The 25,255-nt window shown below is 70.0% G+C and carries 23 protein-coding genes; 8 read left to right on the top strand and 15 right to left on the bottom strand.

Annotated features, from left to right (window positions below; all coding sequences use genetic code 11):
- Window positions 1-3 precede the first annotated feature (3 nt).
- Both OHA77_RS29540 and OHA77_RS29535 read left to right on the top strand, forming a co-directional pair.
- The gene (locus OHA77_RS29540; protein WP_406312659.1) at window positions 4-1,440 is read left to right on the top strand and encodes an MFS transporter; all 1,437 of its coding nucleotides are present in this window, start codon (window positions 4-6) and stop codon (window positions 1,438-1,440) included.
- Between the two features lie 114 nt (window positions 1,441-1,554).
- A complete protein-coding gene (locus OHA77_RS29535; protein WP_406312658.1) occupies window positions 1,555-2,391 on the top strand; it encodes an NAD(P)H-binding protein in 837 nt (278 codons plus the stop codon).
- A gap of 92 nt (window positions 2,392-2,483) precedes the next feature.
- Here the strand turns inward: OHA77_RS29535 and OHA77_RS29530 are convergent, their stop codons facing one another.
- Window positions 2,484-4,856, bottom strand: a complete 2,373-nt coding sequence (locus tag OHA77_RS29530; RefSeq protein ID WP_406312657.1) for a hypothetical protein — start codon at window positions 4,854-4,856, stop codon at window positions 2,484-2,486.
- Between the two features lie 430 nt (window positions 4,857-5,286).
- Window positions 5,287-6,012 (bottom strand): SDR family NAD(P)-dependent oxidoreductase, encoded by a 726-nt coding sequence (locus tag OHA77_RS29525; protein ID WP_406312656.1) that lies wholly within the window; start codon window positions 6,010-6,012, stop codon window positions 5,287-5,289.
- Window positions 6,013-6,076: 64 nt separating this feature from the next.
- On the opposite strand from OHA77_RS29525, the gene OHA77_RS29520 reads away from it, so the two are divergent.
- From OHA77_RS29520 to OHA77_RS29505, 4 genes are all read left to right on the top strand, one after another.
- Window positions 6,077-6,634 carry a MarR family winged helix-turn-helix transcriptional regulator gene (locus OHA77_RS29520; protein ID WP_406312655.1) on the top strand — a complete coding sequence of 186 codons (558 nt, stop codon included), beginning with the start codon at window positions 6,077-6,079 and terminating at the stop codon, window positions 6,632-6,634.
- Between the two features lie 198 nt (window positions 6,635-6,832).
- Window positions 6,833-7,762, top strand: a complete 930-nt coding sequence (locus OHA77_RS29515) for an SGNH/GDSL hydrolase family protein (RefSeq protein WP_406319893.1) — start codon at window positions 6,833-6,835, stop codon at window positions 7,760-7,762.
- A 241-nt stretch (window positions 7,763-8,003) separates the two neighbouring features.
- Complete coding sequence (locus tag OHA77_RS29510; protein ID WP_406312654.1) at window positions 8,004-9,176, top strand: hypothetical protein; 1,173 nt, start codon at window positions 8,004-8,006, stop codon at window positions 9,174-9,176.
- Window positions 9,173-9,889, top strand: a complete 717-nt coding sequence (locus OHA77_RS29505; protein ID WP_406312653.1) for a hypothetical protein — start codon at window positions 9,173-9,175, stop codon at window positions 9,887-9,889. The genes OHA77_RS29510 and OHA77_RS29505 overlap by 4 nt, the downstream gene beginning before the upstream one ends.
- A 109-nt stretch (window positions 9,890-9,998) precedes the next feature.
- Here the strand turns inward: OHA77_RS29505 and OHA77_RS29500 are convergent, their stop codons facing one another.
- Entirely contained in the window at window positions 9,999-10,442 is a 444-nt protein-coding gene (locus tag OHA77_RS29500; RefSeq protein ID WP_326824943.1) for a nuclear transport factor 2 family protein, read from the bottom strand.
- An 86-nt stretch (window positions 10,443-10,528) separates the two neighbouring features.
- Between OHA77_RS29500 and OHA77_RS29495 the strand changes: the two genes are divergently transcribed.
- Window positions 10,529-11,086, top strand: a complete 558-nt coding sequence (locus OHA77_RS29495; protein WP_326824944.1) for a PadR family transcriptional regulator — start codon at window positions 10,529-10,531, stop codon at window positions 11,084-11,086.
- 336 nt (window positions 11,087-11,422) lie between these two features.
- On the opposite strand, the gene OHA77_RS29490 is transcribed toward OHA77_RS29495, so the two are convergent.
- Genes OHA77_RS29490 through OHA77_RS29455 form a run of 8 tightly spaced genes read right to left on the bottom strand, consistent with a single transcriptional unit; the run spans window position 11,423 to window position 21,138 of the window.
- Window positions 11,423-12,730 (bottom strand): aminopeptidase P family protein, encoded by a 1,308-nt coding sequence (locus OHA77_RS29490; protein ID WP_406312652.1) that lies wholly within the window; start codon window positions 12,728-12,730, stop codon window positions 11,423-11,425.
- Window positions 12,723-13,988, bottom strand: a complete 1,266-nt coding sequence (locus OHA77_RS29485; protein ID WP_406312651.1) for an alpha/beta fold hydrolase — start codon at window positions 13,986-13,988, stop codon at window positions 12,723-12,725. Before OHA77_RS29485 ends, OHA77_RS29490 begins: the two co-directional genes overlap by 8 nt.
- Entirely contained in the window at window positions 13,985-14,803 is an 819-nt protein-coding gene (locus OHA77_RS29480) for an ATP-binding cassette domain-containing protein (RefSeq protein ID WP_406312649.1), read from the bottom strand. Before OHA77_RS29480 ends, OHA77_RS29485 begins: the two co-directional genes overlap by 4 nt.
- Window positions 14,800-15,600, bottom strand: a complete 801-nt coding sequence (locus tag OHA77_RS29475; RefSeq protein ID WP_406312648.1) for an ABC transporter ATP-binding protein — start codon at window positions 15,598-15,600, stop codon at window positions 14,800-14,802. Before OHA77_RS29475 ends, OHA77_RS29480 begins: the two co-directional genes overlap by 4 nt.
- The gene (locus OHA77_RS29470) at window positions 15,597-16,586 is read right to left on the bottom strand and encodes an ABC transporter permease (RefSeq protein WP_406312647.1); all 990 of its coding nucleotides are present in this window, start codon (window positions 16,584-16,586) and stop codon (window positions 15,597-15,599) included. The genes OHA77_RS29475 and OHA77_RS29470 overlap by 4 nt, the downstream gene beginning before the upstream one ends.
- Window positions 16,586-17,542, bottom strand: a complete 957-nt coding sequence (locus tag OHA77_RS29465) for an ABC transporter permease (protein ID WP_406312646.1) — start codon at window positions 17,540-17,542, stop codon at window positions 16,586-16,588. The genes OHA77_RS29470 and OHA77_RS29465 overlap by 1 nt, the downstream gene beginning before the upstream one ends.
- A gap of 9 nt (window positions 17,543-17,551) precedes the next feature.
- Complete coding sequence (locus OHA77_RS29460; protein WP_406312645.1) at window positions 17,552-19,249, bottom strand: ABC transporter substrate-binding protein; 1,698 nt, start codon at window positions 19,247-19,249, stop codon at window positions 17,552-17,554.
- A gap of 32 nt (window positions 19,250-19,281) precedes the next feature.
- Window positions 19,282-21,138 carry a glycoside hydrolase family 127 protein gene (locus tag OHA77_RS29455; RefSeq protein WP_406312644.1) on the bottom strand — a complete coding sequence of 619 codons (1,857 nt, stop codon included), beginning with the start codon at window positions 21,136-21,138 and terminating at the stop codon, window positions 19,282-19,284.
- Window positions 21,139-21,543: 405 nt separating this feature from the next.
- Between OHA77_RS29455 and OHA77_RS29450 the strand changes: the two genes are divergently transcribed.
- On the top strand, window positions 21,544-22,071 hold the full coding sequence (locus OHA77_RS29450; RefSeq protein ID WP_406312643.1) for a calmodulin-binding protein: 528 nt from the start codon (window positions 21,544-21,546) through the stop codon (window positions 22,069-22,071).
- Window positions 22,072-22,212: 141 nt separating this feature from the next.
- Here OHA77_RS29450 and OHA77_RS29445 read toward each other — a convergent pair whose 3' ends face one another.
- The 4 genes from OHA77_RS29445 to OHA77_RS29430 form a co-directional block, all read right to left on the bottom strand.
- Window positions 22,213-22,359, bottom strand: a complete 147-nt coding sequence (locus tag OHA77_RS29445; protein ID WP_406319892.1) for a hypothetical protein — start codon at window positions 22,357-22,359, stop codon at window positions 22,213-22,215.
- Between the two features lie 189 nt (window positions 22,360-22,548).
- A complete protein-coding gene (locus OHA77_RS29440; protein ID WP_406312642.1) occupies window positions 22,549-24,630 on the bottom strand; it encodes a prolyl oligopeptidase family serine peptidase in 2,082 nt (693 codons plus the stop codon).
- Window positions 24,627-24,965: a hypothetical protein gene (locus OHA77_RS29435; RefSeq protein ID WP_406312641.1), complete on the bottom strand. Its 339-nt coding sequence runs from the start codon at window positions 24,963-24,965 to the stop codon at window positions 24,627-24,629. Before OHA77_RS29435 ends, OHA77_RS29440 begins: the two co-directional genes overlap by 4 nt.
- Entirely contained in the window at window positions 24,965-25,105 is a 141-nt protein-coding gene (locus OHA77_RS29430) for a hypothetical protein (protein WP_406312640.1), read from the bottom strand. Before OHA77_RS29430 ends, OHA77_RS29435 begins: the two co-directional genes overlap by 1 nt.
- Window positions 25,106-25,255 lie beyond the last annotated feature (150 nt).

Raw genomic sequence — 25,255 nt, 5'->3', positions numbered from 1 at the left:
TCCATGAGTACAGCCGTCACGGCACCGGCCCCACCCGACTCGCGACGCTGGCGGGCGCTGGGCGCGATCGCCGTCGGCCAGTTCATGATCGCGGTCGATGCCACGATCATGAACATCTCGCTGCCCTCCGCGCAGCGGGCCCTGCACCTGTCCGACTCCGGCGCGCAGTGGGTGATCACCGTCTTCGCCCTCTGCTACGGCGGGCTCCTCCTGCTCGGCGGCAGGCTGTCCGACCTGATCGGCCGCAGGAACTGCCTGCTGATCGGGCTGGCCGGGTTCGCCGCGGCCTCGATCCTGGGCGGGGCCGCCGTCAACCCGGCCATGCTCCTGCTCTCCCGGGCGCTGCAGGGAGTGTTCGGCGCCCTGTTCACCCCCTCCGCCCTCGCCCTGCTCGGCACCACGTTCACCACCCCCGCCGAGCGCGGCAAGGCCTTCGGGATCTACGGAACCGTGATGGGCAGCAGTTCCGGCATCGGCCTGATGCTCGGCGGGGTCCTCACCGACACCCTCGGCTGGCGCTGGAGCATGTACGTGAGTGTTCCCATCGCGGTCGCCGCGGCGGCCGGCATCGCCCATGCCGTCCGGCCCGCCCCCCGCCTGGCCGGAACCCGGGTGGACGTCGCCGGCGCGGTCCTGGCCACCTCCGGGTTCATGGCACTGGTCTTCGGGCTCACCCGGGCCGGCGCAGACGGCTGGTCCGCGCCCCTCACCCTCGGCTGCCTCGCGGCGGGCGTGGCCCTGCTGGCACTGTTCGTCCTCCTTGAGAGCCGGGTCGCCCAGCCGCTGCTGCCGCTGCGCGTCGTCCTGGACCGCAGCCGGGGCAGCGCCTACCTCGCGGTCCTGTGCATGGCGGTGGGCAACTTCGCCGCGTTCTTCTTCCTCACCTTCTTCATGCAGACCGTCCTGAAACTCTCCCCCCTCGTGACAGGACTCGCCTTCCTGCCGTACACCGCCGCAATCATGCTCGCCGTACGCCTCGCCAGAAGGCTCCTGGAACGCGCCCCGGTGCGGCTGCTGCTCTGCTCGGGACTGCTGTCGACCGCCCTCGCGCTCGCGCTGTTCGGCCTGCTCCGTCTCGACAGCGGCTACGCGTTCCCGCTGCTGCCGATCCTCGTACTGCTCGGAGCCGGCAACGGCTGGGTGCTGGTGCCCGCCAACGGGACCGCGACCCTCAACGCGGGGCCGGACACCGCGGTGGCCGGGGCCACCGTGATGACCTCGATGCAGATCGGCGCCTCACTAGGCATCGCGCTGCTCGGCACCGCCGCCGGTACGGCGACCGCCGCCTTCCTCGGCTCCCACCCCGCGGCCACCGACCTGGCCGGACGCGCCACCGTGCACGGCTACGGCGTCGCCGGCATGGCGGGCGCCGCCTTCCTCTGCCTGGCGGCCCTCACCGTCTTCCTCGTCGCCGGACCGAAGGGATCCGCCGGGCGATGAACCGGCGGGCCGCGGAACGGACCCCGCAACCCGTCAGCGATCATGGAAACAGACTTTCCGCTTTCGACCCGACGGTCCCGCACCCGGGACCCGTCCACCAAGGAGACAACAATCATGATTCTGGTAACCGGCGCGACCGGAAACGTCGGCCGCAACGTGGTACGGCAACTGCTCGACGCGGGCGAGAAGGTACGGACGATCACCCGCAACCCGGAGAGCGCCGGGCTGCCGGACGGCGTCGAGGTGCTCCCCGGCGACCTGACCCGGCCCGAGACGCTGCCCGCCGCGCTGCGCGGGGTCGAGCAGGCCTTCCTCTTCCCCGTGTTCGGCTCGCTGGACGACTTCCTCCGGATCGGGAAGGAGTCCGGGCTGGAGCAGGTCGTGCTGCTGTCCTCGGCGGCGGTGACCTTCCCGACGTCCAACTGGATCGGGGACCGGCACCTTGAGTGCGAGCGGGCGGTTGAGGAGTCCGGCCTGTCGTGGACCCATGTGCGGCCGGGCATGTTCATGGCCAACGACCTCGCGTGGGCCGCGCAGATCGCGACCGGCGACGTGGTCCGCGCGCCGTACGGGGACGCGGCCGCGGCGCCGATCGACGAGCGCGACATCGCCGCGGTCATCGTCCGCGCCCTGCTCGACCGGCAGGCCGGGGAGGCGCACCTGATCGGCGGGACGGAGTCGCTGACCCAGATCGAGCGGGTGCGGATCCTCGGCGAGGCGATCGGCCGCCCGCTGCGGTTCGAGGAGCTGCCGAGGGAGCAGGCCAGGGAGCACATGATCGGCCATCTCCCCCCGCAGGCGGTCGACTTCATGCTCGACGGGCTCGCCTCGGCGGTCGGCCGGCCGGCGGAGGTGTCGTCCGTCGTCGAGAAGGTCACCGGGCGCCCGGCGCACACCTACGCCCAGTGGGCCGCCCACCACGCGGACGACTTCCGCCGCACCTCGGCCTGAGGACCGCCGAACGCCCTGGCGGGCTCCCCCGGCCCGGTCAGCCGAGGGAGCCGCCGGGGCGCCGTGGCGGACGCACACCCGCTCTCCTGTGCCTACCGCCCCTCGAACAACCACGGGGGCATCCCGAACTCGATGACAAGTTTTGTGTACCTCCCCTCCTTGTTCGCCATCGCCACCCACTCTTCCAGAGTCGTCTGCGGCCTCATGCCGTCGGGGACTGGGCCCGTCTGCGGGCCGTCCGAGTGGTTGAGGATCTCCTGCCGGCCCTGCGTGTCACGGGTGCCGGCGCTGGTCACGACATGGACTGCGCCATTAATGAAGATCACATACCCTGCCGGGATGTCGGGTCCGCCGACTCCGGTGATCGGATCGATCACGTAGGGCTCGCGCGGGCCGGGGACAAGGTGGCCCATCAGCGTTTCGTAGTAGTTTCCGGAGCCGGTCCGACTGGCGGTGGCCGCCTCGGCATGAATGTATTCCAGCCAGGCCTTGTCGATCCCACCTGCCAGGTAGGCACTGAACATGGCGGCCTCCCAGCAGCTCATCGTGGCCGTGAGCCCCGGCTCGGGCCCGACCCCGCGGAGCCACGCGGCGAAGTCGTTTCTCGGATAGTCAGACCTGTCCATACGTATCTGCCAATCCCTCCTGTCGAGTCCGCTCGGCGTCCAGCGGAGGTTATCGATCAGTCTCTTTCCGGCCTCGACGACGGCTCGGCCCCGGGAGTCGGCGAACCACGCCGCGTGCTGTGCGTCGATCAGTGCGGCGACCCGGTGCGGATCGGCGGCGTGGGCCTGGGCATCGATCCGGTGGGCCACCTCCTCCAGGCGCTCAGGTGTCTGGCGCAGATCGGCGAGCTGCCGCACGACCTGCTCCGGAACCGCACCGTCGGCCCCCCACACGCGCGTGATGGCCGTCTCGGCGGCCGGTGGAGTCCCCTTCGCAACCGGGCCGGCGGGTTCGGCCCCGCCGGATGTGCCGGGCACGTGCGGGTGGGTGGGCGCGGGCGGTCCGGCACTGTCGGAGAGCGCGGTGGCCGGGGGCTTCGCGGTGGGGTTGAGCAGCTGCTCGATCCGGCCGGCCGGAGTCTCGTCACCGGAGGTTCTGTGACGGGACACCGGCGGGGCGTCCCCACCGGCCCGTGCCGGCGGAACCGACTCAGGCAAGTCCCGCGGAGCATCCGCCGCGCGGGAGAGGGAGACCGGATCACTGGTGCTCGCGGGGCCGTCGTGATGAGGACGGTCAGGGTGCGGGCCGTCGTGAGCAGCGGAGGAGAAGGACGTCGCTTCCGGGGTGGTGGCGTTGCTCAACGTGGTGTCACGGGCGGTGCCCGTGAGGGGGTCGAAACCCCTCCTGGGCGGTTCGGAATCCCCGGGCGGTTCGGAATCCCTGGACGGTTCGGGGCCCCTCCTGGGGGGTTCGGAAACCCTGGACGGTTCGAGACCGGGCAGGGGGCCGGGGCCGGGCGGGGCGTCAGGGGCAGGGGGCACGGGATGGGCGAATGGAGACGGGCCACCACCAGGCGTGCTGCCACCGGGCGGAGCGCCACCGTGGGGAGCGCTGCCGGGCGGGGGGCCTCCGGGTGGCGGGCTGCCGGGTGGCGGGGAGCTTCCGGGTGGCGGGGGGCTGCCGTGGGGGAGGGTCGTGGTGAAATGCTGGCCGTCGGCGCCCAGCGCGCTGGAGGTGACGGCCTTGGCGAGCAGGTCCCAGTCGAAGTCGCCGCTGATGATCATGCCGCCCGCGGTGGTGATACCACCGGTCAGCGCGTACTGCACGGCCTGCCCGTACAGGGAGCTGGTGGCGGCGGCCAGCAGTTTTTCGGCCACGCTCATCTCTGCCCGCGACAACCCCGCCTGCAGGGCCGGGGTGGCCAGATGGGTCAGTCCACCCGACAACCCGCCCATCAGGGCGCCCATCGCCCCGCCGGTCACCGCGGAGATCAGCAGCTGCCGTTCGTCGAAGTCGTCGCGGCGGCCCCGGGCGATCTGCAGGGCCTGGACCCCGCCCTCCATCCCGCCGACGATGGCGGCGAACAGCACCATGTTGTCCCGCACCCGCAAGGCGATCTGCCCGACCATCAGCCGGGCCAACTGCACCCGGACCGGGATGAACGCCAGACTCGCGCCCCCGCTGGCCACCGCCATGGCCCGCAGGTAGCCCACCTGCACGATCAGCAGCCACACGGTGGCCTCGATCATGTACCTGGCGTACTGGATCTGCACCCCGACGTTGTTCAACCTGACGGCGGCGCCGATCAGCCGGTTGACCAGATCGGCCACCTGCCCGCCCGCGACCCGGGTGACATGCTCGGCGAAAGCGGTGTGCGCCGCACCGTCCCACGCCTGGCCGATCTTGTCCGCACTCCGCGGCAGGTCGGCCCAGGTGCCCGCAACGACCTCATGCGCAGCGGTCACACAGGCGTCGGCGAGCCGGAAACACCCCTCCTCGTCCCCCTCGGGCCAGTCCATCCCGACCACCCAGCCGATATACGGCTTGGCCCAATCCGGGGTCAGAATCCCGTCAAACCCCACAGGCGATCACGGGCCGGCATCGCCCGCATGCTCTACCCCTCATGGGCCTGCCGATCCTGACGGCTACGCCGTTCAGAGACGTGTTCGATCCCCGCACGGAACACATCGGCCGCCACGGCCACCCCATCCGTCATTCCAGTTCCTGCCGCACCTCACATTATTTTAAAGCGCCCAAATTGCTCAGGATCCCGACATGCGTACCCTCTCGGCACAGGCGCCGGCCCAGTCGAGCAGGGAGTGCACACTTCCTGCTGCCGGATGCCGTCCCTGGCTTGACCCCCGGTCTCGCCCTGCTTTGCAGCAAAGTACTTATACGTCCTATGTCTCACGAGAGGCTGACAGAGAGGGCTCCGGAACATCGGGATCGCTACCGCGTCGTGAAGGCGCCGCCGTTGACATGGATGGTCTGACCGGTGATGTGCCTGGCACCGCGGGAGGCGAGGAAGTAGACGGTCTCGGTGATGTCGTCCAGCGTGCCCGGCCGCTTGTTGTGGGTCTCATGAACGAGCGCGCTGTGACGTTCGTCCGTCATCTGCCCGCGGAAGAAGTCGGTGCCCGCGACATAGCCGGCGGAGATCACGTTGCTGGTGATGCCGCGTGGGCCGACCTCGGCGGAGAGCGAGGCGTTCCAAGCGGCGAGGGCGGCCTTGGCGGCACCGTACGAGCCGCCGCGGCGCTCCGCTCCGATCGAACCGATGCTGATGATCGAGCCGCCGGAGGTGAACCTGTCCTGGACCGACGCGGTGGTCAGGACGGCGCTGAGCAGATTCTGGGCCAGACTGACCTGCCACTGGACGGACAGCGCCTCCAGCGGCGAGGCGTCAGCGGGCGCGGGTTCCGAGCCGGCCAGGCCGCCGGCCGCGTTGACGAGCACGTCGAGCGTCTCGCCGAGTCGTACGCCCAGCTCCGCGACCTGCCCGGGGTCGGTCGCGTCGCAGACGACGCCGTGCACGCCCAGCTCCTTTGCGGTCCTCTCGACGGAGTCGGCGTGCCGTCCGGTGATGAAAACCTCGGCCTGGTCGGCGGCGAACCTCGCGGCGACGGCTCTGCCGATGCCGCTGGTGCCTCCGGTGATGAGCACGCTGCGGGTCAAGGTTCCTCCTGCTCGTCAGTTATGTTTAGACCTAAACATAACTGACGCCGACAGAGGACGCACCATGGTCGAAACCGTTCCGCCGGCGGAGGACGCCGTGCCCGCCCCCTATCCCGTCGCGGAGATCGCGGCGGCCTGGCGACGGGAACGGCCGGGCACACCGACCGAGTCGATCGAGATCGTGACACCCATCTGGCGCCTGGCGAAGCTGTTCGCGGACGACCGCAACCGAGTCCTGCGAGCGGCGGGGATCGACGCCGCGACCCTCGATCTCCTGTCCGTCATCCGCCGCTCCGGGCCGCCCTACACCCTCAGCACCCGCGAGATCGCGCAGCGGACACTGGTGACCGCCGGAGCGATCTCCCAGCGTGTCGCCCGAGCCGAACGCGACGGACTCGTACGGCGGAGGCCGGGGACGACCGGGCGGCGAACCGTCCTGGTGTCGTTGACGCCCGAGGGGCACGCGCTCATCGAACGCTCCGTCGACATGGTGCTCGGCCGCGAGGCGACACTCGTCAGCTGCCTGTCCGGGCCCGAGCGCACCTCCCTCATGGAGTTGCTAGAGAAGCTGACCGTCGACGCCAGACGCCGCACGACCGGCCCGCCTGCGGACGGCGGGTGACCTGCCGGCCGACCGGCGCGTCATGACCACGCAGAGTCACTGATCGAATATCTTCTGCGACATGATCTTCTTCGGCTCCGGTATCACCTCAGCCGTCGGTGTCTCCCCGTCACCTCATCGTCCCGTGAACGGTGCACCCAGGCTCAGCGCGGCCCGGCCTTTTCCCGCCAGGCAGACAGGAAGGCGAACCCCTTGAAAATGATCCCCGCAGCCATGACGGCCGCGATGCTGGTCACCGCCGTAGCGGCTCCCGCCCAGGCCGCACCGCAGCCGCTGGAGTGGGTGGCCCTCGGTGACTCCTACACCGCCGGAGCCATCGACGCGGCCGGGCCGGAATACGAGACACCACGTGACGGCTGTGTGCGCACCACGCTGTCCTACCCGCGGGTGGTCGAGGCCGAGCTGGCCGAGCAGGTCCACCTGCGCAACGTCAGCTGCGGCAACGCCACCATCGCCGACATCGCCGAAACGCAGCAGGTCCCGATCGGTCACCACCTGCCGCCCTTCTCCACCGACCCCGACCACCCCTTCAAGGCGGTGGCCCTGCAACTGGACGCGGTGAGCCCGGACACCGACGTGGTCACCGTCGGCATCGGCGGCAACAGCCTGGGCTTCGGAGAGATCATCTTCACCTGCGTCCAGCTGGGCATCGGTTCCAAGGGCGAAGGCACTCCCTGCAAGGACCAGCTCGGGAGCGGGATGGCGGCCCGGCTGGAGAGGGTGAGCGACGAGTACGAGCGGATGCTCACCGCGATCCACGGCAAGGCGGCCGACGCCAGGGTGATCACCGTCGGCTACCCGCGCATCGTCCCCGACGACGCCACCGCATGCCGTTTCGACAACCTCGCGGACTTCTCCACCGTCACCCCCGGCGACCTGGACTGGCTGCGCACCAGTGTCCTGGAACCGCTCAACACCGTGATCAAGTCCCGCGCCACCGCCCGCGGCGACGCCTACGTCGACCTGTACGCCTCCAGCCAGGGCCACAGCGTCTGCGACAAGGCCGACGGCGGCAACTGGGTGGAGGGTCTCCTCGACACCTCCGGCCGCTTCGCCCTGGTCCACCCCAACGCCAAGGGCCACGCCAACGCCGCCGCCCGGGTCAAGGAGGCCATCCTCGGCCAGTGACCGGTGCCGCCCCGGCGGCGACGCCGGAGCCTGTAAAGGCTGCGGATCCCCGGTGCTCAGCGGGCCGGGTACGGGCTCATCGGTGGGGAACCTCCCTGGGATTCCCACCGGTGAGCCCGTCTCCCTTCCTTCGTTCTTTGACAGATACGTCTTATACCGAAATGATCACGCCTCCCCGCGGCATGAATCGGTCCAACGGACCGTCGGACAATGCCCAGCATCATTGAGGAGAGGACGGCGATTGTCCGTGACGGACCAGGAGCTTGTCACCGAGCTTCGCGAGCTCGCCGATCACCCTCGTTTGGCGGCTCGCCAGGACCAGTTGCGTGACCTAACGGACGCGATCGCCGACCCCGGCAAGGCCGGACGCTGGTGCGAGGTCGACCTGTTCTCCGCCTTCTCCCCCGACGACATCGTCCTCGTGGCGGGCGGACCGGCGGGGACCGCATCCCCGCCGGGAAATCCGGGACGGCGTCACAGGTTCGGCACCGCCATCGGCCCCGTCCTCGTCTTCGTGCCGATCCTCATCACCTGGCTCGGGCTGATGATGGCCACGGGCGCCTACGGCGACGTCCTCGCCGCCGACGGGCTGGACGCGGCCCGGCGGCCTTTTCTCGAGATGTGGCAGCAGGGCTTCGACGGCAGGCTGCCGGGGTTCTTCAAGTTCGACAACATCGCGTTCTGCACCCTCGCGGCCATCTTCTGCCTCATCTTCTGGACGGTGTTCGAGAACATCACCAGGAGCAGCAGGGAAGAGGCCTCGGACCGGGACCTGGCGGCCCTCCGGAGCCGGCTTCGCCGGGCACTGACCCAGGCGAGCCTGATACTCGGCGGAGTCCGGCTCTCCTCCCCCGCCCGGTTCGGGACCGAGCTCACCAAGGTGGCGGCCGATATCGGCTCCGTCGGCACCATGGCGCGCAAGGTGCACACCGAACTGGTCGAGGCGCTCACCCTGGCCCTGGAGGCCACCGGAAAAGCCACCGACAAACTGGCCGCCAGCGCGATCGACGTGGGCAACGCCGTCGAACTCCTCGGCGAGCACCTGGCGGCCATCAACAGCACCTGCGACGACCTCACCACCGTGGTGGCGCGGGCCTCAGTCATGATCGACAGCGCCGGATCCAGGACCGGTCAGGCCGTGACCCGCGCGGGGAACCAGTTGTCGACGACCATCTCGCAGACCACCCTCGACATGCGGCGTGCGTTCAACGACGAGCTCGTGCGATCCATGAAGTCGGTCCAGGGCGCCGTCTCCCGCCTGGACAGCCGGGTCGACAAGCTGGTCGACGCGACGGTGGACGTCGGCTACGCGGTCGACCGCGCGGCCGGTGCCCTCAGGGTCCCGGCGCCCGTTGACGGTCCCGGGGACGACGAAGGCAACGGCCGGGACTCCCAGCAGAGGGCCCTGCGGTGACCAGCCGTCAACGGACCTCGACCCTGCTGGCCGGCTGGCTCTTCGCCGACCTGCTGCTCGGACTCACGATCATCATGCTGGGAGCGCAGGCACCGTCCCCCTCACCCCCCCGGACCCCGGCGGACGCCGCCCGGCCCCGGCCCGACACCGCTCACCCCTCGCCCCGGCCCGACACCGCTCACCCCTCGCCCCGGCCCGACACCGCTCACCCCTCGCCCCGGCCTGACACCGCTCACCCCTCGTCGGACACCGCCCGGCCGTCACCCGAGAACACCCGGCCGTCGCCGGAAACCGTCCGGTCCCCTGCGGAGGAAAGCCCCGCATCCGCCCGTCCACGTCCCTCCCCGAGTCCTTCGGCGACGCCGTCCACCTGCGTCGGAGGCGTCCGGGCGAAGCCGGTCACGCTCTCGTTCCGGGTCGTGCCCGGCGCCGATGACGACGCGCTGGCCACGCAGGTCCGACAGGAACTGCGCAAGCACCGGGATCGCCTGACCGGACGGCACGCCGGCATGGTCCTGACCTTCGGCGCCGACGGCGGTGCCGGAAACGGTGTCCGCCTGGCCACACGGGTCAACACGGCCATCCGCGCGGCGTACCCGCGCATCTTCGGGACCGCCGTGACCCGGAACTTCCACGACCTCGCCGCCCCGAGCGGGTCGATCTCCATGGAGATCTACTTCGTGACCTACGGCTGCTCCCCCGCCCCCGAATGAGATTTCACCTGTAGCCCTTTGCGAGCACCGTCGCGGTATCGCGGGTGACCAGGGGGCGAGAGCGGGGAGCACGGCGGGCGGCGGGCGCAAGGGTTTCGGTCGTTGATCTTCAGTCGTTGTAGAAGGGCCGTCCGGCTCTTCCGCCGGAGACCGACCAGACCTCGGTGATGAGGCCGTCTTCGATGCGAAGCATGTCGATCCCGCTGATGCACAGGTCGCGCCCGGTCTCGTCGGTGAAGCGCGCCAGATAGGGCCGGGCGATCTTGCCGTGAGCGACACCGTCGATGAGGCGGACATCTGCAACGGCCTCGCCGTCGGGGGCGAAGTGCAGCCCGGAACGGGCCGCCTGGAACTGGGTGATCATCTCGGCCAGTTGTGCGGGATGCCGGATCTGGTCGAAGGCGTCCGTGCCCGGCTGGGCGTAGCGGAGCCGGAACTGCGGCGCCATGATCTGCTCGGCCAGGCCCAGCTCGCCGTTCCACAGCGCGGACCACAACTCGAAGATGCGGACGTTGAACTCCTCGACATCAACGGCCTGAATGTCGGTACTCATCGCATTCCAATCATCTCATTGATACGGTATCGATGGGACTGAAGATATCCTCTCGATGAGACGATGTCAATGGAAGGATGTGACGGGTGCCAGAGCTCACCTCGCCCGAGTGCGTGGTGCTCGGGCTGATCGCGCGCCACGGCGCGATGACGCCGTACGAGCTGAAGGCCAAGACGCAGGAGTCGGTCGACTACTTCTGGCCGATCCCGCACGCGCAGCTCTACCGGATCCCGGCGCGGCTGGCCGAACTCGGCCTGCTGCAGGAGGAGACCGAGCACACCGGCCGCCGTCGCCGCGTCTTCCACCTCACCGACGCCGGCCAGACCGCGCTGAAGCAGTGGCTGGCCGACCCGCACGCCCCCGAGCCGGAGACCCGCGACCCGGCGCAGCTCAAGCTTTTCTTCGCCGACCTGGGCGAGGCCGGCGACGTGGTGGCCCTCGCCAGGGAGCAGGTAGCGCAGCACCGCCACTGGCTTGAGCTCTACCGCTCACGGCACGCGGAGATGAACCCTTCCGACAAGGTGGGCCTGGTGTCGCGGGCCCGCATCCTCAGGCTCGCGATCCTGCACGAGCAGGCATACGTGGACTTCTGGGAGTCCCTCTCCGCCGACTCCGCCCCACTCGACCCGGCGGACACCGACTGAGCAAGGCCTGGCCCGAGACTATGCGGAGCCTGTCGAGAACCGCAACCAGAGGTCGGAAGACAAGCGGCGCGGCGGCGCGCGATTCGGTGACGTGTTCGGCGGTGGCGATGACCAAGCCGCTGCCTGCGTGATCGGCGACACCCCCGCCGCCGGGCCGGCGGCGAGGTGAAACGCCGGTGGAGCCGGGATAGGACCCCGATGGACATCCCGCCGGGCGAGCGGCGGTGAAACAGGAAACCTCACGGGCGGCCGTGGGAGCCTCCTCCCCTCGGGAAGGGGAGGAGGTCACGTCAGTTCTCCTGATCAACCGACAGCACGCATGAAAGGTCACATTTTTTAACGGAGCATCCAGCGTTCGAGACCATCCGCGTCGAGCGGCAGCTCCGCGGACAGCACCTCGGCGCCGTCCTCCGTGACCAGGAGGTCGTCCTCGATGCGGACGCCGATCCCGCGCAGCTCCGGCGGGACCGTCAGGTCGTGGGCGTGGAAGTACAGACCGGGTTCGACCGTGAGCACCATGCCGGGGGCCATGAGCGCGCCCTGGTACGCCTCCGGGCGGGACTGGGCGCAGTCGTGCACATCGAGGCCCAGGTGGTGCCCGATGCCGCAGACGAGGTAGCGGCGGTGGTGCTGGCCGTGTTCCGACAGCGCCTCGTCCACGGAGACGGGCAGCAGGCCCCAGTCGTGGAGCCCCCGGGCGATGACCTCCATCGCGGCATGGTGGAAGTCGGTGAACCGGCGGCCGGGAGCCACCTGGGCGAGTGCCGCCCGATGGGCCTTCTCCACCAGGTCGTGCACCTGCCGCTGCGCCGGGGAGAACCGGCCCGAGGCGGGGAAGGTCCTGGTGACGTCGGCGGTGTAGTGGCTGCGGACCTCCACGCCGAGGTCGAGCAGCAGCAACTCGTCCGGCAGGACGGGGCCGTCGCAGCGCACCCAGTGGAGCGTGGGGGCGTGCTTGCCGCTGCCCACGATGCTGGCGTAGCCGGGGCCGTTGCCGTACGTCCTGGCGTGCCGGTCGAACGTGCCCTGCAGCCAGCGCTCGCCCCGCCCCTCGACGGCCGCGGGGATCTCCGCGAGAACTGCGGCGAAGCCCTCGACCGTGCGGTCCACGGCCTCGCGGAGCCGTTCGACCTCCCAGCCGTCCTTGATCATGCGCAGCTCGGCCAGGACACGGCGCAGCTCTTCGGGGTTCTCCACGGAAGGCGCCTCGTCGAGCGGGCGCACCTCGATCCCGAGGGCAGCCGACCAGTCGGCCAGTCCCGGTGCGGCGCCGACCCACAGCTCGCCGTACGTGCCGTCGCTGAAGAAACCCGGCTCGCCGGGATACGCCGGCGGCGGCAGGTACAGGGTCGCGTCACCGCCGCGCAGCACCACCACGCCGCCTTCGACCGGGCAGCCGGTGAGCCAGTAGAAGTCGCTGTCGGGCCGGAAGTCGTACGAGGTGTCGTTGCTCCGGACCGGGGCGTGACCCGCGGCGACCGTCACGTCCCGGCCGGGCAGCGCGGCCGCGAGCCGCGCCCGGTGTGCGGCGGCGGCCTCGGGAGCGCCCGGGACGACGGGCGGTGTCCGATCCGGGGTCCCCCATCCCTGTCCCATGTACGCGTTGAATGCCGGGATCTCGGCGAGCCTGGGGAGCTTACTCACCTGTTCCTCCTCCTATGTCGTGGACAAGCCCGGTAAGGCGGGCGAAGACGCGGTCATCGCCGATGCCGTCGTGTTCGTACTCGTTGGTCACCCAGACCTGGGTGTTGCCGACCCGGGCCGCCGTCTCCAGTTGCAGGCCCGCGTCCACGTACATGTCGTCGAAGTAGACGGCGGCGGCGACCGGAACCTCGTTGGCGGCCAGCCGGTCCACGTCGTACAGCGGCGGCCAGTCGTCGCGCCCCTCAAGCGCCTCCAGCGCGGGACGGAACGGCCGCAGCTCGCGGATCTCCTCGAACATCCAGGGATAGATCATCTCGCCGGTGAACAGCAGCGGCCTGGCGGCCTCCGCGAACCGGGGATGCCGGGAGCGTTCCCGCTCGGCCGCCGCCCAGGAGCCGCGGCCGTAGATGGCCTCCTGCAGCGCCGCGAACAGCGGGTTGTCGCTGTAGGACGAGCGCGCGAGCACCTGGTGCAGGAAACCCGACGACAGTTCGCCCTCGTTGAAGGCCTCGTCGAGCAGCCAGTGCATCCGTTCGTATCCGGGTTTCATGCCGAAGTCGATGCCCAGCGACTGCAGCCGGCGGACCGTGAGCACGTCGCCGTCGGGCAGCAGGACGTCGCCTTCGGCCAGCCGGTCCGCGATCCGCGCGACCAGCTCCACGTGCTGCGGATAGCGCCGGTAGAACTCGGCGTTCTTCGCCTCGACGCGGGGATAGGTGCGCCGGTAGACCTCGGCCGCGTCCGGGTCCAGGCTGGGCAGGCCACCGGTGACGTAGCACGCGCTCAGGCCCTCCGGCGCGTACGACAGGTAGGTCATCGTGAGGAAGCCGCCGTAGCTCTGCCCGAGCGTCGCCCAGCGCCGCCCGCCGAAGACGGACTTCCGCAGGTGCTCGGCGTCGGCCACGATCGAGTCGGCGCGGAAGCAGGCAAGGTGGTCGGCGGCCTTCGCCGCGTCGTCGAACCTGCCCATCGTGCGGCCGTCGACCCGGGTGCTGCGGCCGGTGCCGCGCTGGTCGAGCAGGACGACCCGGTGGGTCCGCAGTGCCTGCCCGATCCACCCGTCCGCCCTGAGCGGGCGCGGCCCCTTGCCGCCGGGACCGCCCTGCAGGTAGAGCAGGCACGGCAGGTCCTCTCCCCGCCGCGCCGGGTCGACCAGTTCGCGGGCGAAGACGGAGATCGTCTCCTTGGGGTCCGCCCAGTCGAGCGGCACCTCCACCACGTGCTCGCGCACGTGCATGCCCGGGATCGTGTAGTTCACCTGGCGGCCCTCCTCCGCTGGTCCCACTCGGGGTTGATCCGGGGGATCGCGGCCAGCAGCGTCTTGGTGTACGGGTCCTGGGGGCCGTCGAAGACCTGGGCGCACGGGCCCTGCTCGACGACCCGCCCCTTGCTCATGACCGCCACCCGGTGGGCGATCTGGCGGACGACGGCGAGATCGTGGGCGATGAAGATGTAACTGAAGCCGCTCTCCCGCTGGAGGCGCCGCAGCAGCTCGATCACCTGCGCCTGCACCGACACGTCGAGCGCGGAGACGGCCTCGTCGCAGATCACCAGCTTGGGGTTGACGGCGAGGGCTCGGGCGATCCCGATGCGCTGCGCCTGCCCTCCGGAGAACTGCGCGGGATAGCGCTGCGAGTGATCGGGGTTGAGCCCGACCCGCTCCATCAGCTCCTTGGTGAGCACCCGCTTCCCGCCTCTGGGCTCGATCCCCTGGTAGACGAGGGGCGCCATCAGGATGCGCTCGACGGTGTGCCGGGGATTGAGCGAGGAGAAGGGGTCCTGGAAGACCACTTGGACGTTGCTCCGGAACCCGGCCAGGTCGACGCCCCTCACCTGGGTCACGTCCCGGCCCTCGAACTCCAGGGTGCCCGAGGTGGGCTCCATCAGCTTGGCCACCATCCGGGCCGTGGTGGACTTGCCGCAACCCGACTCCCCCACCACCGCCAGGGTCTCGCCGAGTTCCAGGTCGAAGCTCACCGTGTCGACGGCGGTGAACTCCGCCTTCCGCCCGAGCGGGCCGCGCACGGCGAACCGCTTGGTCAGGTCACGGGCGCGCAGCAGAGGTTCACTCATGACACCACCTCGTCGTCGATCCGCGGGATGCTCTCCAGGAGCATCCGGGTGTACTCGTGCCGTGGCTCGGCGAAGACCTGCTCGGCGGTGCCGTACTCGACCTGCTCGCCCCGGCACATCACGAGCACCCGGGTGGCGATCGAGCTGATCACCGCGAGGTCGTGGGTGATGAAGACCATCCCGGTGCCGGTCTGCCGCTGCAGGTCGGCGAGCAGGCGCAGGATCTGCGCCTGGACGGTCACGTCGAGGGCGGTCGTCGGCTCGTCGGCGATGAGCAGCGCGGGAGAGCAGACCAGCGCCATCGCGATCATGATGCGCTGGCGCTGGCCACCGGAGAACTGGTGGGGGTAGTAGCCCGCCCGCTGGTCCGGCTCGGGGATGCCGACCTGCGCCAGCGCCTCGACGACGACCCTCCTGGCCGCCTTCCGCGAGCCTCCCCGGTGGGTCCGGTACATCTCCTCGATCTGCAGGCCGACGGTGTAGTACGGGTTCAGCGACGACAGCGGGTCCTGGAAGATCATCGAGGCCTGCTCGCCCCGAATCCCGCGCATCTCCCGGTCCGTACGGCCGAGCAGCTCGACGCCGTCCAGCCGGATGCTGCCCTTGGTCACGCCTCCGCGCGGCAGCAGGCCCATGATGGCCAGACTGGTCATCGACTTGCCCGAGCCGGACTCGCCGACGATGCCGACGGTCTCGTCCCGGCCGACCGTGAACGACACGTCCTTGACCACGTCCACGGGACCGCGCGTCGTCGGGAAGGTCACCGTGAGGTTCTCCACGACAAGCAGTTCGCTCAACGGATCCTCACTCTCGGGTCGAGTCCGGTGTAGACGAGGTCGACCACGACGTTGCCGACCACCACGAAGAACGCCGCCAGGAGGGTGACCGCCATGATCACCGGCTGGTCGTTCTTGGCGATCGAGTCGGCGGCCATCTTGCCGACGCCGTTGAGGCCGAAGACGGTCTCGGTGATCAGCGCGCCACCCAGCAGCGCGGCGAAGTCCATGCCGAAGATCGTGGTGACCGGCGTGAGCGCGGGCCGCAACGCGTGCCGCCGCATCGTCAGCACGGGGTGCAGGCCCTTGGCGCGGGCCGTGCGCATGAAGTTCTCAGCCAGCGTGTCGATGACGTTGGCCCTGGTCAGCCGGGCGTAGAGGCAGGCGTACCCGGTCGCCAGGACGATCCATGGCATCAGGTACGACTGGAACCACAGGGCCGGGCCGTCGGAGAACGCCACGGCCGAGGGGAACGGCAGCACCTGCAGCTTGACCACCAGGACGTACTGCAGAGCCAGCGCGAGCACGTAGTTGGGGATGCTGGCGCCGCCCAGGGCGAGGTTCATCAGGGTCCGGTCCCACCAGGTGCCCTCCTTGACCGCGCTGAACAGGCCGGCGCCGATGCCGACGAGCAGCCAGAGCACGGCCGCGCCCACCGCGACGGTGGCGCTGACCGGGAGCCGGTCCAGGATCATCTCCCACACCGACTGGTTGGTCTGGAACGAGTATCCGAGGCAGGGCGCCTGGCAGTGGATGAGGTTCACGCCCGACCCGTAGTCCCGCCCGGCGAACAGCCCGCTCAGGAAGTCCCAGAACTGCGTGAGGAACGGCTCGTCCAGCCCGAGAACCGTGCGGATCTGCAGGATCCGTTCCGGCGTGCAGGTCTTGCCGCAGATCATCACCGCCGGGTCCGGGGACAGCTTGAAGAAGATCAGGTAGGTGAACAGGCAGACCAGGAAGAGGATCAGCACGAGCCCGGCGATCCGGCCTGCGAGATAACGGGCCATCAGGAGGCCTCCCCCGCGTCGGTGACGGCTCGGATCCGGTCCCCGAGCACGGTGAGGGACAGCACGGTGAGGAAGAGGAAGAGCCCGGGGACCGCGAAGTACATCGGGTCCACCGCGTACCAGCCCACCGAGCTGGAGATCATCTGACCCCACGAGGGGGTCGGCGGGGTGACGCCCACGCCCAGGAAGGACAGCCCGGCCTCGGTGCCGATGTAGCCGGGCACCGACAGGGTCGTCATGACGATGAGCGAGTTGCGCAGGTTGGGGAGGATCTCCTTGAACACCAGGGCGCCCGTGGAGGCACCCGACGCGCGGGCCGCCTCGACGAACTCCCGGTTCACCAGCGTCAGCGTCTGCCCGCGCACCACCCGCGCGAGGTACGGCCAGCCGAACACGCTGATCACCACGACCAGCAGGATCGACCGGTTCCCCGACGGCAGCGACGACAGAATCGCGATCATGAAAATCAGCGACGGGAAGGCCATCAGGAAGTCCATCACCCGGGAGATCACCTGGTCGACCCAGCCCTGGTAGAACCCGGCGAGCATGCCGAAGACCACCCCGAGCAGGGTGGTCAGCACGGTCGCCGAGATCGCGATCAGGAACGACACGCGAGCGCCGTACACGATGCGGGCCAGGACGTCGCGGCCGTTCTGCGGCTCGACGCCGAACAGGTGCTCGGCGCCGATGCCGCCGAACGAGCCCCGCGGCACGCCGCCGAGGTCGGTGTTGACGGCGGCCGGGTCGAACTCGTTCGGCCCGTGGCCGGTGAGGGCGGTGATCAGCGGCGCGCAGACCGCCATCAGGATGACCAGGACGAGGAATGCCGTACTGAGGGCGGCGGCCCAGTCGTGCAGCAGCGCGCCCGCGATCCGGCGTCCCGCGGAGGCGGGCACACCGGGTGTGCCCGCCTTCGGACCTGCCTTCGCATCACGTGAGGGTGCGGCAGTGGTCATTACGTGTGCCTACTTGCTCGGGTCTTTGAGCCCGACGGAGACCAGGTCGATGCCGCCGGAGAACGAGTCGTTCAGGTAGGCCCCGGCGATGTTGCCGCCGATGACCGTCACGTTCTTCTCGTACACGAGAGGCACGATCGGCGCCTTCTCCATGATCTGCTTGTCCAGCTCGCTGTACGCGGCGTTGGCGGCGTCGATGTCGGTCATCTCAGCGATCTCGTCGATCCGCTTGTTGATGGCCTCGTCGTCGATCTGCGCCAGGTTCGAGTTGCCCTTGGCGACGATGTTGCGGCCGTCGAACAGCGGCGGCAGGAAGGTCGCGCCGGACAGCCAGTCCGGGCACCAGCCGGTGAGGGCCGCGTCGTGCTGCTGCGCCGGGGTGCCGATCACTTCGTAGAAGGTGGAGGTGTCGATATTGTTGATCTTGACGTCGATCTTCAGCGGCTTCAGCGCCTCCTGGATCGCGACCGCCATGCCCTGCTGGCGGGCCACCGGCCGGACGTCCAGGGTCAGCTCGAACCCGCCGCCGAGCCCGGCGTCGTTGAGCAGCTGCTGCGCCTTGGCCATGTCGGTCGGGTAGGGGTCGTAGTCCACCCGGCCGACGATGGTCGGCGGCTGGATCGAGGTCGCCTTGACGGCGAGCGTCGTCCCGCCGTCCCCGGCGACCACGGTGTCCTTGTTGACCGCGTAGTTGATCGCCTGCCGGACCCGTACGTCACCGAGTTCCTTCTTGGTGGTGTTCAGGCTCATGTACGTGGTGCAGCCCATGTAGCCGGAGAGCGTGCGTTCCTTGATCTGCGGGGTCTGGATCCGGGCCACCGTGGCCGCCTGGATCGCTCCCGCGATAGCGTTCGCGTCGGCGCCCTGCCCGGCGAGCATGCGCTCGTCGATGGTCGCGCCGTCAAGCCCGAAGGTGAACTCGAACGCGTCCGGCTTGGCCGCGCGGACGGTGTCGGAGGCGGCCTTCCAGTGCGGGTTGCGGACCAGCTTCAGCGACGCGCCGCGCCGGTAGCTCTCCACCTTGTACGGTCCCGACGCGATCGGCTTGCTGTCGAACGCGTCGGCCGCCCCGGTGCCCTTCGGGAAGGGGACGAAGTTGGGCTGCACGAGCGCACTGGCGAAGTCCGCGTACGGCTTCTTCAGATGGAAGACGACCGTCTTGGCGTCCGGGGTCTCGATCGTGTCGAGGTCGCCCGACACGTACGGGCCCTTGTAGTCCTTGGGCGCGTCGATGAGCAGCTTGGCGTACGGCGAGCCGATCCCGGCCTCCGGGTCCCAGGCGCGTTCGACGCCGAACTTCACGGCCTCGCTGGTGATCGGCTTGCCGTCCTCGAAGAAGATGTCGTCCTTGAGGGTGAACGTCCACGTCTTGTTGTCGTCGGACGGGGTGCCGGTGGTGGTGGCGAGGTCGGGGACGACCTTCGTGCCCTCCGTTCCCGGGCCCGCGCCGAACGTCGTCAGTCCCCGGTAGATGAGCCGGTAGAAGTTGTTGACGCCGCCGTCCCAGCCCCGGACCGGGTCCAGGTGGGAGTAGTCGGAGCTGAGCAGGAAGTGGACGGTGCCACCCGTGCCCGCGCCGGCGGCGGCCGGGTCCCCGGCCCCGGCCCCGGCCCCGGCCCCGGAGACCGGGGTGGAAGCGCCGCCACACCCGGTGAGCGCCAGCGCGGTGAACACCGCGACGGTGGCGAGAACTGCCGATCTCCTCATTTCGCCTTCTTTCAATAAGTGAAATCGAAGGGTCACGCGTTGCGGACCCACACGCGCATGGCCTCAGGCCGGCGGTTGCCCCAGAGGAAGTGGGCGACGAAGGTCACCGGAACCGTCCTGCCGGGTGCCGTCTGTTCGGCCGGCAACTCGGGGTAGAGCTCGGCGGACGGCGGCGGCGCCACCCCGCCCGTCACCCGGAGGACGACCGCGCCCGGCGTCCCGACCTCCGGCTTCGCGATGTTTGCGTTAACAATTTGCTGCCGAGAAAGGATGAGGTCGTCCACCGAGACCGGGCAGTCCTGTTGCTCGACGCAGTAGACGAGCGGGCCGCGGGCGACGCCGACCGCACCGCGGGTCGCGTCCAGGTGGGGGTGCGAGCCGTGCGCCCTGACCGGCATCGGCAGGTCGAACCGGAGCTCGTCGCCGGCCGCCCAGACACGCTCGACGGTGAGCCAGCCGTCCTCGGCCCCTTCGACCGGCCGGCCGTTCACGGACGCCGTCGCCGATCGGGCCCACGCGGGGACGCGCAGCCGGATCGCGTACGGCTCGTTCGACGCCCGCTCGACGACGATGCGCACGGCGCCGTCCCAGGGGTACTCCGTCTCCATCGTCAGCGCGATCGCATCGGTCTCGATCAGCGCCCCGGCATAGGTCGCGATGTGCAGCGCGCCGTCCCGCTCGGCGGCGACGTAGTCGCCGAGCTGCGCCATCCATCGGACGATGTTCGGCGGGCAGCAGGGGCAGCCGAACCAGGACCGGCGCAGCATCTCGCCGCCGGTCTCCGCGCCGCTGCGCTGCTCGTGGTCGGGGCGGCGCTGCAGCGGGTTGTCGTAGAAGAATGCCCTGCCGTCGGCGGACAGGCCCACCGCGTACGCGTTGAACAGCACCTGCTCGAACACGTCGAGGTACTTCGCGCCGCCGGTCGCCTGGAACATCCGCCAGGCCCACTGCATGGTGGCGATCGCGGCGCAGGTCTCGGCGTAGGCGCGCTCCGACGGCAGCTCGTAGCGGTCGCCGATCGCCTCGTCGGAGTGGCGGCTGCCGAGGCCGCCGGTGATGTAGAGCTTGGTGGCGACCATGTCGTCCCAGAGCCGGTCGAGCGTCTCGAACAGCGAGCGGTCGCCGGTCTCCAGGTAGATGTCGGCCGCACCCGCCGCGAGGTAGGTCATCCGTACGGCGTGCCCGGTGACCGTGGGCAGCTCACGGAAGGGCAGGTGGTCCTGGAAGTACTCGGGGGGAAAGATCGTGTGCTTCAGCTTGCCCCGGCCCCGCCGGTCCACGAACAGGCCCGCCTGGACGAGATAGGCGCGGTCGCCGGTCTCCCGGTACAGCTCGACCAGGGCCATCTCGACCTCGGGGTGGCCGCAGACGGCCTCTTCCTTGCCGGGCCCGAATTTCTCCACCACCAGGTCGGCGAACTTCACCGCCACCGAGAGCAGCCGCCCGTCGCCCATCCGCCGCCTGGCGGCGACTGCGGCCTGGATGAGGTGGCCCAGGTTGTAGAGCTCGTGGCCCCAGGAGAGGTCTTCCCACGGCTTCTTCGCACACGCCGGGTCCTGGAAGAAGGAGTTCAGGTAGCCGTCTTCGGCCTGCACGCGCGCAAGCAGCTCAACGACCTCGTCGAAGAACTCCCGCGCCTCATCCGGCGCGGTGCCGGCGCCGATCTCGTACGCCACCCCCTCAAGGGTCTTGTACAGGTCGGTGTCCAGGAACGGATAGCGCCCCCGGTACGGTGGGGCGTCCGCCACCAGGAGACGCTTCAGGTTGTCCACATTGCCGGCGGAGCGCAGCTGCTCGATGGTGTGCGGCACCGTCGCCGTGCGGTTGCGGACCTGCCATTCGTGCAGCAGACCACCGATGATCTCCGTTTTGACCTGCTCAAACGTCATTGAATCCCTCTGTGCTATGTAGCATTGCACTGCACCTTAGGGGTATTACGGAGAAGCCGCCAAGGGCGCGAAAATATTTAAGTGGCGATCCGTATCTGAATAGTTGCCAAACCGTAATGTGGACGACCGTCGGCGTCAACGTGTGCCGCGGCCGCCACGGGAGCCGGTTCCGCCACCGATGTCATTGGCGATCGCCTCGATCGAGGCCTCGGGCCCGTCGCGGGCGAACGCCCGCTCGGCCGCCTCCGGCGACGGTCCCGATCGAGCTGCGAGTCGGCCCGCAGGGGAAAATTTCGGCAGGCGCAGGGATGTGTTGATCAAGAACGGTGTGTGGCAGGAGTGACCGGCCGAGGAAGTGGATGAGAGTCGTGACGGTCATAACCCAGCAAGGCACCGGAGGAAACCGTGGCACGCTTCTTCACCAGGACCGGCGGCCTGACCGCCATCGCACTGCTCACCTCAGCGATGCTCGCCCCCATGACGGCCGCGCCCGTCCAGGCCGCCGCGGTGCGCCCGTGCGCGATGCCCGCGTCCGCCCCCGCCGTACCCGCCGACGCCGCTTCGGCCTCGCGGACCGCCGCGGCCGAGCCGGTCTACTTCAAGATGACGACCGTCGGCTCCGGCGAACCGTTCATCATCGAACTCACCGACCCCGCGCTGATCGAGCACGCCAGGAAGATCCTCCGGGGCGAGGAGACCGAGAAGACCCATGTCATGGGCCGGATCATCAAGCGGCCGGCCCCCTACAACCCGCGCTACAGCTTCTACCTCGACCCGAAGACGATCAACTTCTTCCAGGTGGCCATCGAGGTCTGCGACGCGACGCTGAGCTACACCGAAGACCACCTCGACGAGGCCTGCGGCGCCTTCCTGCCCGGCTGCTACTTCTGCCCCTGGACCTCCAAGCTGGTCGGCGAGGTCTCCGCGCCCTGACCTCTGACCTCCGCCCGGCTACCCGGGTGGAGGGCCGTCTGGACCTGTCCGGCGTCGCCTGAACGCAACTTCTGGTCCTCCTGGCCCTCGTCACCGCCCGGCCGCCGCCCGAGCGCCCGCCACCACGACCCTTTGACGGTTTTACCGCGGTAGACGACGTCGTGACGGCGCGCCGCCACCCACGCGGTGGCGGCCCGCTCGACCTTGTCGCGCGGATACGTCGTCGTAGGCGCTGCCGAAGATGCGGCTCTCCCAGCGCCACCGGTCCCCGCCGGGATGGGCGGTCAGGCCGCCGTTGCTGGTCCCGGTGACGAACTGGGAGAGGTAGGCGCCGTCCTTGCCGGCCGCTCGAGGATCGCCGGCTCGCCCACCAGGCGGTCGGGATGGAAGTTGAGCGTCATGTGCAGGCCGGGATCGACCGGGCCGCGACGTGGCTGAGGGCGGGTGTGCGTGCCGTACCCGACATGTCTGTCGTCATCATGACCCGTCGGTCGCGTGCAGGACGAAAGCCAGCACATCGGCGAGCAGTGCCTGCTCCTGGTCTCGGGTCGAGCCGGCGCCGTGACCGCCGTGCTCCTCGACGCGCAGCAGCACCGGCCGGCCGGAGTCCGTGGCCGCCTGAAGGCGGGCGGCCAGCTTCGCCGGCTGCCACGGCGGCACCCGCGCGTCGCGCAGGCCGGTGGTCAGCAGCACCGCCGGGTACGGCACGCCGTCCCGGACCCGCAGGTAGGCGTCGATGATCAGCAGGGCACGCAGGCCCTCCTCAGTGGTGACGCTGCCGTACTCGGGCACGTTGATCGGCCCGCTCTCGCCGAACTCGTTGCGCGTGGCGTTCACCGTCGGCACGTGCATCGCCATGGCCGCCCACAGATCGGGGCGGCGCACCAGCGCGCCGCCGGTGGGGATGCCGCCGCTGCTGGCGCCCTCGGCGGCCAGCCGCCCCGGACGGGTATAGCCCAGGGCGATGAGATGCTCGGCGCAGTCGATGAAGTCCGTGATGGTGGCCTCCTTGCGCTCGCCGCGCCCGGCCTCATGCCACTCCCGGCCGTAGGCGCCGCCGCCGCGTAGGTGCGCCACGGCGTAGACGCCGCCACGCTCGTACCAGGCGAGCATCTCGGGATGGAACTCCGCCCAGTCGGTGAGCCCGTGGGAGCCGTAGCCGGTGAGCACGGCCGGGTTGTCGCCGTTCAGCTCCAGGTCCTTGTGGTGGATGACGGTGAGCGGGATCGGCGTCCCGTCCCGCGCGGGCGCGTGCAGGGTGCGGGCGTGCACATCGCCGAAGTCCACCGGTGAGCGGGGCGCCAGCCCGGTGTCCTGGAGAGACTGGCTGTCGTAGTCGTAGCGGTAGAGCCGTGGCGCGTCGGTCCAGCCGGCCATCAGCAGCAGGGCTTCGGGCCGCTCGGGGTGGGTGGTCCACTCCAGGATGGTGCCGTCCACCGGCAGTGGGAGGTCGGCGGGCTCGCCGCCGGACAGGGGCACGTGCCGCATCCGGCTGACGCCACCGTCGAGATCGCGCACCAGCAGCCGGTCGCCGACCACCCGCACCCCCTCCACCGCCCGTTCACCCGCGGGCACGACCACCCGGGCGCGGGACAGATCTGGTTCGGCAAGCGGAACGGCCAGCACGCGGGAGCGGGGCGCGTCCCGGTGGGAGACCAGGTAGAGGGTGTCGTGGCTGGTGGCGAAGGCGGTCACGCCGTCCGCCACGCCTGCTACCTTCCGCCACGAGCAGGTGGCCGGGTCGGCCAGTCCGGTCCGCGGCGCCACGTACACCGTGCAGTCGCTCAACTGCTCGCTGGTCCAGGGGCCGAGCGCGCCGTGGGAGATGATCGCCAGCATCCATTCGCCGTGCGGCACCACCAGGAAGGGCCGGTCCTGCGGGGTCAGCTCGACGTGGGGGTTGAGGCCCCGGGCCAGCACCACCGTGTCCTGCGCCGGATCGGCGCCCAGCTGATGCAGGAAGGAGCGGCTGTCCAAGCGGTGCTGCTCCACGTAGCGGTGATAGACGAACGACCGGCCATCTTCCAGCCAGCTCAGGAAGGCGAAACGCGTCGTGGGCGGGATCGTCTCCCGCAGGGCTCCCGAGTCGGCGTCGATCACGTGGATGGAGCTGTCCTCCGACCCGGAGGCGGAGACGGCGCAGGCGACGTGGCGGCCGTCGGGGGAGGGCACGTACCAGTCGATGGCGTGGTGCCCGTCGCCGGGCACCGTACCGGGGTCGAACAGGACCCTGCTCGCTCCGTCGGCCTCGGTCACCGTCAGCACCGGCACGCGGGCGTCCGGCTCACGTACCAGGGCGAAGACCCTGTCGGCTGCCATCGCGAGGCCGAAGTACCGCGTGAGCTCACCGCCCAGTTCGCGGATCCGGGTCAGCAGGCCGGCGCGGTGCGGCAGGGCGTCCAGGTGCTCGCGGGCGTGCCCGGCCTGGCCGTCCAGCCAGTGGTGGAACTCCTCGCCTTCGGCTTCCATCCACCGGTAGGGGTCCTCGAGTGTGATGCCGTGCAGGGTCTCGCGCACGACGTCCACCCGGGCGGTCGGAGGTTCGATGAGGTCGCTCATATGCGCATGATCATATGCCGGAGATCCAGCGACTTGTCGGACGTTGGATCACGCGTCCCTCCGCCGGACTCGGCGTGGGTGAGTTTCAGGCAGCGCCGGCAGGTGACCGCGCCCCGGTCGGGATGGGCCGCGCCGGGGTCCCAGCCGCTGACCCCGACCATGCAGGCCGGGCCGGGCATGCGCTCATCGGCGAACCAGCGGGTCATCGCGACGTCGTGCACGATGCCCGACGACCGGACCCGCAGATTGAAGCCGTCGGCGTAGGCGGCCCGCGCCGCGGCGGCGATCGTGGCCAGCGCCTCGTGCAGGCTCGGCGTCGAGCCGGGTTCCTGCATCAGGCGCCCCCGCCGAGGATGGATGCCATCCGGTAGGCGGCGTGACCGTCCAGCTTGCGGCGGCCGCGGTTGTAGCGCTGGGTGGTGACCGGGGAGGCGTGCCCGAGGAGCTCCTGGACGGACGGCTTAACGATCTTCAACCGACTGACCAGCAGGTTCGCTTGACAACCCCAGACAACAATCGAGCCAGCCACCGCGCATCCCTGTCAGCAATCACACGAAAACGCCAGGTGAGCGATCGAGCCTCCGGGTGCTGCTACTTCTCACCGACATTCCGGGCCCGATCAGCC

It is taken from the genome of Streptosporangium sp. NBC_01639 (genome assembly GCF_045209755.1).
GTDB lineage: Bacteria > Actinomycetota > Actinomycetes > Streptosporangiales > Streptosporangiaceae > Streptosporangium.
This window is presented reverse-complemented; position numbering and strand designations above follow the sequence as displayed.